This is a genomic window from Micromonospora sp. NPDC051141, assembly GCF_044455765.1.
Lineage (GTDB): Bacteria > Actinomycetota > Actinomycetes > Mycobacteriales > Micromonosporaceae > Micromonospora.
In genome coordinates this window covers 401,180-416,498 of sequence record NZ_JBITFD010000002.1, presented here as the reverse complement: position 1 = coordinate 416,498, position 15,319 = coordinate 401,180, and the positions used below count along the sequence as shown (strand labels likewise).

The following is a 15,319-nucleotide window of genomic DNA, read 5'->3' as shown; positions in this document are numbered from 1 at the left end:
CGCGCCGGGACGTCGCGCCCGGACGGCACGCCCACGCGCGGGTAACCCGGGAGCGGTCCGCCGCGCGGCTGCCTATCCTTGGCGACGACATGCAGAATCCAGCCGTACCCGCCGCTGAAGAGACCACCCGCGACCTGCACCGCCGCCTCGGCCCCCTGATGTTCCGCGACCAGCGCCGGCTCCAGCGGCGGCTCGACGGCGCGCGGAAGCTGCGGGACCCGCAGCGGCGGGAGGCGGCGCTGGCCGAGATCGGGGCCGAGGTGGCCCGCGCCGAGGCGCGCCTGGCGGCCCGGCGGGCCGCGGTGCCGACCGTCACCTACCCGGCGCAGCTTCCGGTCAGCGAGCGCAAGGACGACATCGCCGCCGCCATTCGGGACCACCAGGTGGTGATCGTGGCCGGCGAGACCGGGTCCGGCAAGACCACCCAGCTCCCGAAGATCTGTCTGGAGCTGGGACGCGGCGTCACCGGTCTGATCGGGCACACCCAGCCCCGGCGGCTGGCCGCCCGGACGGTCGCCGACCGGATCGCCGAGGAACTCGGCACCGAGCTGGGCGGCGTGGTCGGCTACAAGGTCCGCTTCTCCGACCAGGTGGGCGAGAACAGCCTGGTCAAGCTCATGACCGACGGCATCCTGCTGGCCGAGTTGCAGACCGACCGGATGCTCCGGCAGTACGACACGTTGATCATCGACGAGGCGCACGAGCGCAGCCTGAACATCGACTTCATCCTCGGCTACCTGCGGCAGCTCCTGCCCCGCCGGCCCGACCTCAAGGTGGTCATCACCTCGGCGACCATCGAGACCGACCGGTTCGCCCGGCACTTCGCCGACGCCGACGGCAACCCGGCGCCGGTGGTGGAGGTCTCCGGTCGCACCTACCCGGTGGAGGTGCGGTACCGGCCGCTGGTCGAGGTCACCGAGGCCGACGGGGAGGACGAGGCCGACGAGGAGAACGTCCGGGACCAGATCCAGGCCATCGGCGACGCGGTCGAGGAACTGGCCGCCGAGGGGCCGGGCGACATCCTGGTCTTCCTCAGCGGCGAACGGGAGATCCGGGACACCGCCGACGCGCTCGGCAAACTGGTGCAGTCCAGACGCTCGTTGCTCGGCACCGAGATCCTGCCGCTGTTCGCCCGGCTCTCCACCGCCGAGCAGCACCGGGTCTTCGCCGCGCACAGCAACCGCCGGGTGGTGCTGGCCACCAACGTCGCGGAGACCTCGCTGACCGTCCCCGGCATCAAGTACGTGGTGGACCCGGGCACCGCCCGGATCTCCCGCTACTCCAGCCGGCTCAAGGTGCAGCGGCTGCCGATCGAGCCGGTCTCGCAGGCCAGCGCCAACCAGCGCAAGGGGCGCTGCGGGCGCACCTCCGACGGCATCTGCGTCCGCCTCTACGACGAGTCGGACTTCGACTCCCGCCCGGAGTTCACCGACCCGGAGATCCTGCGCACCAACCTGGCCTCGGTCATCCTCCAGATGACCGCGATCGGGCTCGGCGACGTCGCCGCCTTCCCGTTCATCGACCCGCCGGACCGGCGCAACGTGACCGACGGCGTCAACCTGCTGCACGAGCTGGGCGCGCTCGACCCGACCGAGGCCGACCCGGCGAAGCGGCTGACCGCGCTGGGCCGGCGGCTGGCCCAGCTCCCGGTCGACCCGCGACTGGCCCGGATGGTGATCGAGGGCGAACGCAACGGCTGCGCCACCGAGGTGGTGGTGATCGCCGCCGCGCTCTCCATCCAGGACCCCCGCGAGCGCCCGGCCGACCGGCAGGCCCAGGCCGACCAGGCGCACGCCCGGTTCGCCGACAAGGAGTCGGACTTCGTCGCCTACCTCAACCTGTGGCGGCACCTGCGGGAGAAGCAGCGGGAGCTGTCGTCAAGCGCGTTCCGTCGGATGTGCAAGGCGGAATACCTCAACTACCTGCGGGTGCGCGAGTGGCAGGACATCGTCAGCCAGGTGCGCCAGGTGCTGCGTACCTCGGAGAGGGGTGAGGGCCGGCGCGGCGCCGGCGCGGACCTGCCGGAAGAGATCGACACCCCGAAGGTGCACCAGTCGCTGCTGCCCGGCCTGCTGTCCCACCTCGGGCTCAAGGACGCGCAGAAGCACGAGTACCTCGGCGCACGCGGCGCGAAGTTCGTGATCTTCCCCGGCTCGGCGCTGTTCCGGAAGCCGCCGCGGTGGGTGATGGCCGCCGAGCTGGTCGAGACGTCCCGGCTGTTCGGCCGGGTCGCCGGGCGGGTCGAGCCCGAGTGGGTCGAACCGCTGGCCCAGCACCTGGTCAAGCGCAGCTACAGCGAGCCGCACTGGGAGAAGAAGCAGGCCGCGGTGATGGCCTACGAGAAGGTCACGCTCTACGGCATCCCGCTGGTCACCTCCCGCAAGGTCACCTTCGGTCGGATCGACCCGGTGCTGAGCCGGGAGCTGTTCATCCGGCACGCGCTGGTGGAGGGCGACTGGCAGACCCACCACCAGTTCTGGCGGGACAACCAGAAACTCCTGACCGAGGTCGAGGAGCTGGAGAACCGGGCCCGACGACGCGACATCCTGGTCGACGACGAGACCATCTTCGCCTTCTACGACCAGCGGATTCCCGCCGACGTGGTCTCCGGCCGGCACTTCGACACCTGGTGGAAGAAGACCCGCCGGGAGCAGCCGGACCTGCTCACGTTCACCCGCGAGCTGCTGGTCAACGCCGGGCGCGGCGGCGTCGACGAGGAGGACTACCCGGACGAGTGGCGGGCCGACGGCGTCACGCTGCCGCTGACGTACACGTTCGACCCGACCGCGCCCACCGACGGCGTCACCGTGGACATCCCGCTGCCGCTGCTCAACCAGGTGCCGGCGGAGAGCTTCGACTGGCAGGTGCCGGGGCTGCGCGAGGAACTGGTCATCGCGTTGATCCGCTCGCTGCCCAAGCCGGTGCGGCGCAACTTCGTGCCGGTGCCCGACTACGCGCGGGCGGCGCTGGCCGCCATCACGCCCGGCGAGGAGCCGCTGCTGGCCGCGCTGACCCGGCAACTGCGCCGGATGACCGGGGTGACCGTGCCGCCGGACGCGTGGGACGTCGGCAAGCTGCCGCCGCACCTGCGGGTCACGTTCCGGGTGCTCGGCGACGACGACAAGCCGGTCGCCGAGGGCAAGGACCTGCCGGCGCTGCAACGCCGGCTCCGCCAGGAGGTACGCCAGGTCGTCGCCGCCGCCGCGCCGGACGTGGCCCGCAGCGGGCTCACCGAGTGGTCGATCGGCAGCCTGCCCCGCACCATCGAGCAGGTGCGCGCCGGTTTCGCGGTGACCGCGTACCCGGCGCTGGTGGACGAGGGCGCGACCGTCGGGGTGAAGGTGTTCGACTCCGCCGGCGAGCAGGAGGCCGCGCACTGGGCCGGCACCCGTCGACTGCTGCGGCTGACCATGCCGTCGCCGGCGCGGTTCCTTCAGGGGCGGCTGAGCAACGAGGCGAAGCTGGCGCTGTCCCGCAACCCGCACGGCGGGGTGCCGGCGCTGATCGAGGACGCCACCGGCGCCGCCATCGACAAGCTGATGGCGGACGCGGGCGGCCCGGCCTGGGACGCCGACGGCTTCGCCGCACTACGTGAGCGGGTCCGCGCCGACCTGGTCGACACCGTGGTCGAGATGATGGCCCGGGCCCGGCAGGTGCTGGCCGCCGCGTACGCGGTGGAGCAGCGACTCGGCGCCACCCGCAACCTGGCCGTGGTGGCCGCGCTCGCCGACATCCGCGCCCAGCTCACCGGCCTGGTGCACGCCGGCTTCCTGACCGAGGCCGGTTACGCGCGCCTGCCCGACCTGCTGCGCTACCTGACTGCGATCGAGCGCCGGCTGGACCGGTTGCCCGGCAACCCGCAGCGCGACAAGCAGCAGCAGGACCGCATCGCGGTGGTGCAGAAGGAGTACCAGGACATGCTGGCCGCGTTGCCGCCGGCCCGGCGCGGCTCGACGGCGGCCCGCCAGATCCGCTGGATGATCGAGGAGCTGCGGGTGAACGTGTTCGCCCAGGCCCTGGGCACCCCCTACCCGGTCTCCGAGCAACGCATCTACCGCGCCATGGACGACGCCGAGGCCCGCTGACCCCCTTCCCTACCCGCCCCCGCCCCGCCCCCGCCCCCGCCTCGTCGATCTTGCACTCGCGGCCTTCGATCCGGGGCATTCGCCCCGTATGCCGGGGCGCCGAGTGCAAGATCGACGCGCTGACGGCGGCAGCTAGGCCAGCGGCTCCACCCCGGCCGGGAGCCGGTCGGTAGCGGTCGCGTCGTGCACGTACTCCAGGAGGATCCGGCGCAGCTCGCGGCCGGCGTGGGTGGGCACCACGTCCCGGCGGCGGGCCACCGCGATGGTGCGGCGCACGCCGGGCGGCGCGAGCCGGGTGACCCGGATGCCGGGCCGGCGGGCCACCACGATGCCGGGCACCAGCGCGACGCCGAGCCCGGCCTCGACGAAACTGAGCACGGCGTCCATCTCCCCGCCGTCCACCGACAGGGCCGGCTCGAAGCCGGCCGCCCGGCACGCCTGGAGCGTGGCGTCGCGCAGGTCGTAGCCCTCGCGGAACATGACGAGTGGCTGGTCCCGCAGGTCGGTGATGCGCAGCTCGCCGCCGGCCGAGACGCCCGGCAGCGGGTCGACCGAGGCGACCACCAGGCTCTCCCGCAGGATCGGGTCGACGCGCAACCCCGGATCGGCGCCACCGGACGGCATGATGATCAGGGCGAGGTCGAGGTCGCCGCGGAGCATGTCGCGGACGAGATCCTGTGAGCCGCCCTCCTCGACGCGCAGGTCGACGGTGGGGTGGGCGTCACGGAACCGGCGCAGCACCGGGGGCGCCAGCGAGGTGGCCAGGCTGGGCGTGGCGCCGAGCCGGACCCGCCCCCGGCGCAGCCCGACCAGCTCCTGCACCTCGCGCGTCGCGGTGTCCACGTCGGCGAGGATCCGCTTGGCCAGCGGCAGCAGCACGTCGCCAGCCGTGGTGAGCGTGATGTTGCCCCTTACCCGCTCGAAGAGCGGCGCCCCGAGGTCGGCCTCCAGGGCGTGAATTTGCTTACTCAACGAGGGCTGCGTTATGCCGACGACATCGGCCGCCTGGGTGAAATGTCGTACTTCTGCGACCGCCACGAAGTACCGGAGCTGATGGAGCTGCATCTCTATAGCTTACGGCTATCAAGACTGTGATTTCGATGCATTGGACGCCTGATCGAAGTGCTCCTAGCGTCGGTCGTGTGGTAATCACGAAAACTCGGTCGCCCATCCGCTCGAACGTCGGCCTGAAGGCCGTCATGGCGGTGACGGGCATCCTCCTGGTGCTGTTCCTGATCGTGCACATGCTCGGGAACCTGAAGATCTTCACGGGCGAGACGTCGTTCGACCACTACGCGCACTGGCTGCGGGACCTCGGCACGCCGCTGCTGCCCAGCACCTGGTACCTGTGGATCCAGCGCGCCGTCCTCACCGTGGCGGTGCTCGCCCACATCGGCGCGGCCGTCGTGCTCGCCATGCGGGCCCGGGCCGCCCGCCCGGTGGCGTACGCGCACCGGCGAAAGATCCACGTGAACTACGCGGCCCGCACCATGCGCTGGGGTGGTGTGATCATCCTGCTCTTCGTGATCTACCACATCCTGGACCTGACCACCGGTCACCTGAACCCGCAGGGCGACCCGGCCAACCCGTACGGCAACGTGGTCGCCGACTTCGCCCCGGAACGCTGGTACGTCACCCTCTTCTACACGCTCGCCATCGTGACCCTCGGCTTCCACCTGCGGCACGGCGCGTTCAGCGCGTTCCGCAGCCTCGGCCAGCAGACGCCGCGGGTCGAGCGCCGGGCCCGCGCCGCCGCGCTCGTCTTCGCCGTCGTGCTCTGCGCCGGCTACCTGGTGGTCCCGTTCGCCGTACTCACCGGATTGGTGGCCTGACATGGATCTGTACACCGAGGGCGACCCGATCGCCGACACCCGGGCCCCGGACGGCCCGGTGGAGACCCGGTGGGACCGCCACCGCTTCGACATGAAGCTGGTGAACCCGGCCAACCGCCGGAAGCTGACCGTGATCGTGGTCGGCACCGGCCTGGCCGGCGGCTCCGCCGCTGCGACGCTGGCCGAGCAGGGCTACCACGTGAAGTCCTACTGCTACCAGGACAGCCCGCGCCGGGCCCACTCGATCGCCGCGCAGGGCGGCATCAACGCCGCCAAGAACTACCGCAACGACGGCGACTCGGTGCACCGCCTCTTCTACGACACGGTCAAGGGCGGCGACTTCCGCTCCCGGGAGTCGAACGTGCACCGGCTGGCCGAGGTCTCGGTCAACATCATCGACCAGTGCGTCGCCCAGGGCGTCCCGTTCGCCCGCGAGTACGGCGGCCTGCTCGACACCCGCTCGTTCGGCGGCGCCCAGGTGCAGCGCACCTTCTACGCCCGGGGCCAGACCGGCCAGCAGCTCCTGCTCGGCGCGTACCAGGCCCTCGAACGGCAGATCGGCCTGGGCAACGTGGAGATGAACGCCCGCCACGAGATGCTCGAACTGGTGGTCGTCGACGGCCGGGCGCGCGGCATCGTGGTCCGCGACATGGTCACCGGCGAGATCAGCACCGAGATGGCGGACGCGGTGGTGCTCGCCTCCGGCGGCTACGGCAACGTCTTCTACCTCTCCACCAACGCCAAGGGCTGCAACGTCACCGCCTCCTGGCGGGCGCACCGCAAGGGCGCGTACTTCGCCAACCCCTGCTACACCCAGATCCACCCGACCTGCATCCCGGTCTCCGGCGACCACCAGTCGAAGCTGACCCTGATGAGCGAGTCGCTGCGCAACGACGGCCGGGTGTGGGTGCCGAAGGCCAAGGGCGACGACCGTGGCCCGCGGGACATCCCCGAGGACGAGCGGGACTACTACCTGGAGCGGATCTACCCGTCCTTCGGCAACCTGGTCCCCCGCGACATCGCCTCCCGCGCCGCGAAGAACGTGTGCGACGAGGGACGCGGCGTCGGCCCCACCGGCCTCGGCGTCTACCTCGACTTCGCCGACGCCATCGACCGGCTCGGCCGCAAGGCCATCGAGGCCAAGTACGGCAACCTCTTCGAGATGTACGAGCGGATCACCGGCGAGGACCCGTACCAGGTGCCGATGCGGATCTACCCCGCCGTGCACTACACGATGGGCGGTCTCTGGGTCGACTACGACCTCCAGTCGACCATCCCCGGCCTGTTCGTGATCGGCGAGGCGAACTTCTCCGACCACGGCGCGAACCGGCTCGGCGCCTCGGCGCTGATGCAGGGCCTGGCCGACGGCTACTTCGTGCTGCCGAGCACGCTCGCGAACTACCTGGCCGCCAACCCGATGGAGAAGGTCGACGCCAGCCACCCGGAGGCGGTCGCGGCACGTACCGACGTCGAGGACCGGATCACGCGGCTGCTCGCGGTCAACGGCGACCGCACGGTGGACTCGTTCCACCGGGAGCTGGGCCAGATCATGTGGGAGCACTGCGGCATGGAGCGCTCCGACGCCGGGCTGCGCAAGGCCATCGCCGAGATCCGGGCGCTGCGCGAGCAGTTCTGGCAGCGGGTCCGCGTCCCGGGCGACGGCGAGGGGCTCAACCAGTCGCTGGAGAAGGCCGGCCGGGTGGCCGACTTCTTCGAGCTGGCCGAGCTGATGTGCATCGACGCCCTGCACCGCGAGGAGTCCTGCGGCGGCCACTTCCGGGCCGAGCACCAGACCCCGGACGGCGAGGCGCAGCGCGACGACGACCGGTTCGCGTACGTGGCCGCCTGGGAGTACACCGGCACCGGCGAGCCCGTGCTGCACAAGGAAGACCTGACCTTCGAATACGTCCACCCCTCGCAGCGGAGCTACAAGTGAACCTGACCCTGCGCATCTGGCGCCAGACCGGCCCCGAGGACAAGGGTCGGATGGTGACCTACCCGGTGCCGGACGTGTCCCCGGACATGTCCTTCCTGGAGATGCTCGACGTGCTCAACGAGCGGCTGATCCTCGACGGCGAGGAGCCGGTCGCGTTCGACCACGACTGCCGTGAGGGCATCTGCGGCGCGTGCAGCCTCATGATCAACGGCGAGGCGCACGGCCCGCAGCGCGGCACCACCGCCTGCCAGCTGCACATGCGGCAGTTCTCCGACGGCGACACGATCGACATCGAGCCCTGGCGGGCCCGGGCCTTCCCGGTCGTCAAGGACCTGGTGGTGAACCGGAACGCGTTCGACAAGATCATCGCCGCCGGTGGCTACGTCACCGCGCCGACCGGCAGCGCCCCGGAGGCGCACTCCACCCCGGTGCCGAAGGACGACGCGGACGCCGCGTTCTCCTCGGCCGCCTGCATCGGCTGCGGCGCCTGCGTCGCGGCCTGCCCGAACGGCTCCGGCATGCTGTTCACCGCCGCCAAGATCACCCAGCTCTCGCTGCTGCCCCAGGGGCAGCCCGAGCGCTACACCCGGGTGATCGGCATGGTGGACGCGCACGACGAGGCCGGCTTCGGCGGCTGCACCAACATCGGCGAGTGCGCCTCGGCCTGCCCGAAGGGCATTCCGCTGAACACCATCGGCCGCCTCAACCGGGACTACCTCAAGGCGACCACGAAGCGGGCCGGCACCCCCGGCTCCTGACCTTCGCCGCCGAACCACCCGACCGCCGCGCCCCGCAGCCAGGGGCGCGGCGGTCGGCCCTTTCCGGCGTACGCAGCCCCGCCGGCCCCGGCCCCGGCCCCGGCCCTGGCCCCGGCCCTGGCCCCGGCCGATCTTGGTATGGGCACAGCCGGCCCGCACGGCGCGGCACGGGCGTGGGGCTGAACCACATTCGTCATCAAGTTCGTAGGCACTCTCGGGGCACCCATCGGGCTGGCCCGCACCGGCGCGCCGGGCCCGAGCGGGACGGCCGCGGAGCAGCGGCGGTGGACAGCGAGGAAACGCCGCCGGTTCAAGTCACTTCGCGCGGGTAGCAGTCCCATGGACGGCACCGAGGAGGGACATTCAGGCATGAAGGCACTGACCTGGCAAGGCAAGCGTGACGTCCGGGTCGAGGACGTCCCGGACCCCCGGATCGAGGAGCCGACCGACGCGATCGTCCGGATCACCTCGACCGCCATCTGCGGTTCCGACCTGCACCTGTACGAGGTGCTCGGGCCGTACCTGAAGCCCGGCGACATCCTCGGCCACGAGCCGATGGGCATCGTCGAGGAGGTCGGCCCCGGGGTGACCCGGCTGAAGAAGGGCGACCGGGTGGTCGTCCCCTTCAACATCTCCTGCGGGCACTGCTGGATGTGTGAGCGGCAGCTCTACGCCCAGTGCGAGACCACCCAGGTGACGGCCGAGGGCAAGGGCGCGTCGCTGTTCGGCTACACCTCGCTCTACGGCTCGGTCCCGGGCGGCCAGGCCGAGTACCTGCGCGTCCCGCAGGCCCAGTTCGGCCCGATCAAGATTCCCGACACCGGGCCGGACGAGCGTTGGCTCTACCTCTCCGACATCCTGCCCACTGCCTGGCAGGCGGTGAAGTACGCGGACACCCCGCCCGGCGGCACGCTGGCCGTGTTCGGCCTCGGCCCGGTCGGGCAGTTCTCCGCCCGGATCGGCCGGCACCTCGGCGCCGGCCGGGTGATCGGCCTGGACCTGGTGCCGGAGCGGCTGGAGATGGCCCGCCGGCACGGCATCGAGGTGCTCGACGTCAGCCAGCTCGACGACGTGCCGGGCGCGCTCATCGACCTGGTCGACGGGCGGGGCCCGGACGCGGTGATCGACGCGGTCGGCATGGAGGCGCACGGCGCGCCGGTCGGCAAGATCGCGCAGGCCGCCGCCGGGCTGCTCCCGGACAAGCTGGCCCAGCCGATGATCGACGCGGCCGGCGTGGACCGGCTGGTGGTGCTGCACGCCGCGCTCAAGGCGGTCCGGCGCGGCGGCACCGTCTCGATCTCCGGGGTGTACGGCGGCGAGCAGGACCCGATGCCGCTGATGGAGATGTTCGATCGGGGCATCCAGTTGCGGATGGGCCAGTGCCACGTGCGCCGCTGGGTGGACGAGATCATTCCGCTGCTGGAGGGCGACGACGACCCGCTGGGCGTCGAGGACCTGCGGACCCACCGGCTGCCGCTGGCGCAGGCGCCGCAGGCGTACGAGATGTTCCAGAAGAAGGAGGACGGCTGCGTCAAGGTCGTGCTCGCACCGTGACCCGGACGGTGGTCGTCACCGGCGCGACCAGCGGGATCGGCCGGGCGGCGGCCCGGGAGTTCGCGGGCCGCGGGGACCGGTTGGTCCTCGCGGCCCGCGCGCCCGAAACCCTGGAGCAGGTACGCCGGGAGTGCGCCGCCGCCGGCGCGGCGGAGGTGCGCGTCGTGCCCACCGACGTCACCGAACCGGGCGCGCTGGACGCGCTCACGGCGACCGCGGTCACCGGGTTCGGCCGGATCGACGTCTGGGTGCACACCGCCGCCGTGATGGCGTACGGGCGCTTCGAGGAGATCCCGGCGGAGGTCTTCGAGCAGGTGGTCCGCACCGACCTGCTGGGCTCCGCCGGGGTGGCTCGGGTGGCGCTGCGGCACTTCAAGGAGGCCGGTGCGGGCACGCTGATCCTCACCGGTTCCGTGCTCGGTCACATCACCGCGCCCTACATGAGCGGGTACGTCACCAGCAAGTGGGGCCTGCAAGGGCTGGCCCGGGCGTTGCAGCAGGAGTCCCGGGACCTGCCCGGCGTCAACGTCTGCCTGGTCACCCCCGGCAGCGTGGACACCCCGGTCTACCAGCAGGCGGCGAACTACGTGGGACGGATCGGGCGGCCCCCGCTGCCGATCACCACCCCGGAACGGGTGGCCCGGGCCATCGCGCACTGCGCCGACAAGCCCCGTCGGGAGATCTCGGTGGGCCGGGTCAACCTGGTCATGCGGGTCGGTTTCACCGCGCTGCCGGCCGTCTACGACGTGCTGGTCGGCCCACTGATGCGGCTCGGCGGGCTCACCGGCCGGCCGGTGCCGCCGACCGAGGGCGCGGTGTTCACGCCCAACCCGGCCGGCGAGGCGGTCCGGGGCGGCTGGCTGCCCGACCTGTCGCGGGTGGTCCGGACCGTGGGCGGGGCGACCGCGATGGTCGGGTCGGCGGTACGGCGGCGGTTGAGCTGAGTCAGCGTCCCCACCCCCGTCGTTCCACGAACGGGGACGGTGGTGGCTACCGTGTACTGCGGGACACGGCGGAGGGGACGACCATGCGGGCACCGACGGAACGCGAACCGGGCACGGCGGGCGGCGGGCGGGGGTGGCGGCTCGCCGGGCTGGCCGCCGTGGCCGGGCTGGCGTGGGCGGCGCGTGACGTGCCGGCCCAGCTCGGGGGCCGGCTCACCGGCGCCCGGGCGGAACGGGCCGCCCGGTCACCGCGGTTCCGCGACGGCACGTTCCACAACCCGACCGGCACGAACGCCACAATGGTCGCCGACCCGGGCCGCAACCTGGTCCGGGAGCTGATCTTCGGCAAGCAGAAGCGGCGGCCGGGCAGCGCCGTGCCGCTGCTGCGCCCGACCGACGCCGCGCCCGCCGACCCGGCCGACGAGCTGAACGTGATCTGGTACGGCCACGCCTCCACGCTGGTGGAGATCGAGGGCCACCGGGTGCTGCTCGACCCGGTGTGGAGCGACAGGTGCTCACCGTCGGCGCTGGTCGGCCCGCGCCGCATCCACGAGCCGCCGGTCCGCCTCGACGAACTGCCCCGGCTCGACGCCGTCCTGATCTCGCACGACCACTACGACCACCTGGACATGGCGACGATCCGGGGGCTGCTGGCCCACCAGTCCGCGCCGTTCCTGGTGCCGCTCGGCGTCGGCGCCCACCTGGAACGCTGGGGCGTGCCGGCGGACCGCATCGTCGAGCTGGACTGGTCGGAGCGCCACCGGGTCGGCGGCGTGACGCTCACCGCCACCGCCGCGCAGCACTTCTCCGGGCGCGGGCTGCGCCGCGACGGCACGCTCTGGAGTTCCTGGGTGGTGGCCGGCGCGCGGCGGAAGGTGTTCTACACCGGCGACTCCGGCTACTTCGACGGTTACGCCGCGATCGGCGCCGAACACGGCCCGTTCGACGTCACGCTCATGCAGATCGGCGCGTACGACCGGGCCTGGCCGAACATCCACATGTTCCCGGAGGAGGCGGTCGCCGCCCACCTCGACGTCCGTGGCGAGCTGCTGGTGCCGGTGCACTGGGGCACGTTCAACCTGGCCCTGCACGACTGGTCGGAGCCGGTGGACCGGCTCTGGGCCGAGGCGAAGGCGCGGGGCGTCCGGCTGGCGGTGCCGCGCCCCGGCGAGCGGGTCGCGGTGGACGAGCCGCCGGCGGTGGACGGCTGGTGGCAGGCGATCGCCTGACTTGGCGGAAAAAGACAGACAAGGCACTCTTCGGTCCGTTTTTGCGTACTCTGTTCGCTGACGAGTCAGCGGCCGGAGGACAGCATGCAGGTTCGCCTCTCCCCAAGCGTGGTAGATCCCGCGACACCCACCTCACCCCGGGGCGGCGTCGCGGTCGTCAAGCGGGTCGTCGACGTCGTCGTCGCCTCGACCGCGCTGGTGGTCATGGCCCCGGTGCTGGCCGTGGTGGCGGTCGCGGTGCTGCTCGGCCTGGGCCGCCCGGTGCTCTTCCGGCAACGGCGGATCGGCTGGCGGGGCCGCGAGTTCACCATCGTGAAGTTTCGTTCCATGGCCGGCGGCGGCCACGCCTTCTCGCCCGACGACGACCAGCTCCGGCTGACCCCGTTGGGGCGGTGGCTGCGGTCCACCAGCCTGGACGAACTGCCCAGCCTCTGGAACATCCTGCGAGGGGACATGAGCCTCGTGGGTCCTCGCCCGTTCCCGACCGGCTACCGCGATCTCTACACGCCGGAGCAGTTCCGGCGCCACGCCGTCCGACCGGGGCTGACCGGCCTGGCGCAGGTCAACGGCCGCAACGAGCTCGACTGGGAGAAGCGGTTCGCCTACGACCTCCGGTACGTGGACCACTGGAGCCTCAGCCTCGATGCCCGCATCCTGGCCCGGACGGCGGTGGCCGTGCTCCGCCGGCGGGGAATCAACGCACCTGGCACCGCCACCGCGCACGAGTTCCGCGGCACCGCCCCGGAGCAGCCCGAACCGGCGACGGCGGGACGGTAGCGGAGATGGGTCTCGACCTCGTCATCGTCGGATGCGGCGGCCACGGTCGGGAGATCGCGCAGGTCGTGGCCGCGGTCAACGCCGCCGCGAACCGGCCGCCCTGGCGACTGGTCGGCTTCGTCGACGACGACCCGTCGGAGCGGAACCGTAAGCGCGTCGAGTCGACAGGTGTCAGCTACCTCGGGACCGTGGCCACACTCGGCCGCCTGTCGCCGGCGACCCACGTCGTCCTCGGCCTCGGCGACCCACGGATCCGGCGGGTCGTCGGCACGCGGGTCGACGTGTTCGGCCTGCCCGCGGCCAGCCTCGTCCACCCGGACGCGACCGTCGGCCCGGACCTGGTGTCGGCCGAGGGTCTGGTGGTGTTCGCCGGCGGCCGGATCACCACCGGAGTCACCGCCGGCCGGCACCTGCACGTCAACCAGAACGCCACCCTCGCCCACGACTGTGTGGTCGGTGACTACGTCTCCCTGCACCCTCTCGCGGCCGTGTCGGGCGACTGCCGCATCGACACCGCAGCGCTGGTCGGAGCGGGCGCCGTGGTGCTGCCGGGCGTCCGGGTGGGGGCCGGCGCGACAGTCGGCGCCGGTGCCTGCGTGGTGCGCGACGTGGCGCCGGGCCTCGTGGTCAAGGGAGTACCGGCGCGCTGAGCGGGCCTCAGAGCACGAACGCGTCGGTCCACAACGCGCCGGAACGCCCGGAGAGCGCGTCCAGCATCGCCACCGCCTGACCGTCGGTGAGCTGCGCGACGAAGTCGACGATGGCCCGGCCCCGGGCCCGGCCGATCCGGTCCGGGGTACGCGGGTGCAGCTCGGCCTCGGCCAGCTCCACCAGGTCGTGCAGCCGGCGGGGCAGCCGGGACTCCTCCTCCGGGTCCAGCAGCCACTCCCAGAGCGCCTCGACCAGCGTGTCCAGCAGCCGCGCCTGGCCGCGCTGGTGCAGCGCCAGGTCGGGACGGGCCAGCACGAACCGGTGGTGGACGAACTTGAGCACCTGCACCTCGTGCCACTGCGCCTTGCCCAGCAGCACGTACCCGGAGCGGACGTCCGGCTCCGGGGTCACCGTGATGGCGTCCACGAAGCGGGTGGACCAGCGGGCGGAGAAGCGGGCGACGTACTGCTCCGCCTCGATCGAGCCGTCGAACGGCAACGCCAGCAGCCCCTCCACCAGCTCCTCGCGGACGTGTTCGACCGCTGCGGCGAACGCCTCGTCGTCGGCGATCCAGCCGTCCTTGCGGTGCAGTTGGCGGCGCAGCCGCTCGATCGCCGTGCCGGGCCGCCGGCCCGCGGTGTCCAGCGCCGAGGCGGTGATCGACCGCAGGTGCCCGCACTCACGTTGCCAGGCCATCAGCTCGGCGGCCACCGCGCCCTGCTGGAGCACCCCGACGCGGTAGAAGTCCTCCACGTCGTGGATGGCGTACGCGATGTCGTCGGCGGTGTCCATCACGGACGCCTCCGGCGTCTGCTGCCAGTCCGGGATCCGCCCGGCGAACGGCTCCCGGGCCGCCCGCAGGTCGTCCAGCTCGGTGCGGTACGCGCCGAACTTCAGCGACCCGCTCTCCGGGTCGTCCGGCGGCGGCGCGGCGCCCCGGGGCGTCGGGTCGAGGTGCCGCGGATGCGGGTCGGGATGGTCCAGCCGGGTCCACGGATACTTCAGCATCGCCGCCCGGACCGCGGCGGTCAGGTCCAGCCCGGTGGTCGCGGCGCCGCGGATCTCGGTGCTGGTGACGATCCGGTACGACTGGGCGTTGCCCTCGAAGCCGTCCGGCAGCCCCAGCCGCTGCCGGGCCAGCCGGTCGAGGACCCGCTCCCCCAGGTGCCCGAACGGCGGATGCCCGAGGTCGTGGGCGAGCGCGGCGGCCTCGACCACGTCCGGGTCGCAGCCGCCCAGCTTCTCCAGCAGGTCCCGGTGCGCCGGGTCGGCGGTCAGCCGTTCGGCGATCGCGCGGGCCACCTGGGCCACCTTCAGGCTGTGCGTGAGCCGGTTGTGCACCAGCAGGCCGGAGCCGCCCGGACTGATCACCTGGGTGACGCCGTTCAGCCGGGCGAAGAACGGCGAGCCGACGATCCGGTCCCGGTCGGCCCGGAACGGACCGGCGGCCAGGTCGCCGAGCGCCCGGGCGCTGCCCCCGAAGAGTCGCCGGGCCCGTGGATCCGCAGGTGCCTCCATGATCGCCACGCTAGCGCAGCCGTCGGCGGTCGGGT

General features: G+C 72.5%; 11 protein-coding genes. 9 read left to right on the top strand and 2 right to left on the bottom strand.

Annotation, left to right across the window (positions count from 1 at the left end; translation table 11 throughout):
• Positions 1 to 89 precede the first annotated feature (89 nt).
• A complete protein-coding gene (gene hrpA / locus ACIA6B_RS04200) occupies positions 90 to 4,085 on the top strand; it encodes an ATP-dependent RNA helicase HrpA (RefSeq protein WP_396770808.1) in 3,996 nt (1,331 codons plus the stop codon).
• A gap of 132 nt (positions 4,086 to 4,217) precedes the next feature.
• Here the strand turns inward: hrpA and ACIA6B_RS04195 are convergent, their stop codons facing one another.
• On the bottom strand, positions 4,218 to 5,156 hold the full coding sequence (locus ACIA6B_RS04195) for a LysR family transcriptional regulator (protein WP_396771218.1): 939 nt from the start codon (positions 5,154 to 5,156) through the stop codon (positions 4,218 to 4,220).
• Positions 5,157 to 5,185: 29 nt separating this feature from the next.
• Between ACIA6B_RS04195 and ACIA6B_RS04190 the strand changes: the two genes are divergently transcribed.
• The 8 genes from ACIA6B_RS04190 (at position 5,186) to ACIA6B_RS04155 (ending at position 13,765) form a co-directional block, all read left to right on the top strand.
• On the top strand, positions 5,186 to 5,917 hold the full coding sequence (locus tag ACIA6B_RS04190; RefSeq protein WP_396770806.1) for a succinate dehydrogenase cytochrome b subunit: 732 nt from the start codon (positions 5,186 to 5,188) through the stop codon (positions 5,915 to 5,917).
• Position 5,918: 1 nt separating this feature from the next.
• On the top strand, positions 5,919 to 7,853 hold the full coding sequence (locus tag ACIA6B_RS04185; protein ID WP_396770804.1) for a fumarate reductase/succinate dehydrogenase flavoprotein subunit: 1,935 nt from the start codon (positions 5,919 to 5,921) through the stop codon (positions 7,851 to 7,853).
• Positions 7,850 to 8,611, top strand: a complete 762-nt coding sequence (locus ACIA6B_RS04180) for a succinate dehydrogenase/fumarate reductase iron-sulfur subunit (RefSeq protein ID WP_396770802.1) — start codon at positions 7,850 to 7,852, stop codon at positions 8,609 to 8,611. Before ACIA6B_RS04185 ends, ACIA6B_RS04180 begins: the two co-directional genes overlap by 4 nt.
• Positions 8,612 to 8,980: 369 nt before the next feature.
• Positions 8,981 to 10,165: a zinc-dependent alcohol dehydrogenase gene (locus tag ACIA6B_RS04175; protein WP_396770800.1), complete on the top strand. Its 1,185-nt coding sequence runs from the start codon at positions 8,981 to 8,983 to the stop codon at positions 10,163 to 10,165.
• A complete protein-coding gene (locus ACIA6B_RS04170; protein WP_396770798.1) occupies positions 10,162 to 11,109 on the top strand; it encodes an SDR family NAD(P)-dependent oxidoreductase in 948 nt (315 codons plus the stop codon). The genes ACIA6B_RS04175 and ACIA6B_RS04170 overlap by 4 nt, the downstream gene beginning before the upstream one ends.
• A gap of 83 nt (positions 11,110 to 11,192) precedes the next feature.
• Positions 11,193 to 12,338: an MBL fold metallo-hydrolase gene (locus tag ACIA6B_RS04165; RefSeq protein ID WP_396770796.1), complete on the top strand. Its 1,146-nt coding sequence runs from the start codon at positions 11,193 to 11,195 to the stop codon at positions 12,336 to 12,338.
• A 108-nt stretch (positions 12,339 to 12,446) separates the two neighbouring features.
• Entirely contained in the window at positions 12,447 to 13,115 is a 669-nt protein-coding gene (locus ACIA6B_RS04160) for a sugar transferase (RefSeq protein ID WP_396770794.1), read from the top strand.
• A 5-nt stretch (positions 13,116 to 13,120) separates the two neighbouring features.
• Positions 13,121 to 13,765, top strand: a complete 645-nt coding sequence (locus ACIA6B_RS04155; protein WP_396770792.1) for a NeuD/PglB/VioB family sugar acetyltransferase — start codon at positions 13,121 to 13,123, stop codon at positions 13,763 to 13,765.
• A gap of 7 nt (positions 13,766 to 13,772) precedes the next feature.
• Here ACIA6B_RS04155 and ACIA6B_RS04150 read toward each other — a convergent pair whose 3' ends face one another.
• Entirely contained in the window at positions 13,773 to 15,284 is a 1,512-nt protein-coding gene (locus tag ACIA6B_RS04150) for a deoxyguanosinetriphosphate triphosphohydrolase family protein (protein WP_396770790.1), read from the bottom strand.
• Positions 15,285 to 15,319 lie beyond the last annotated feature (35 nt).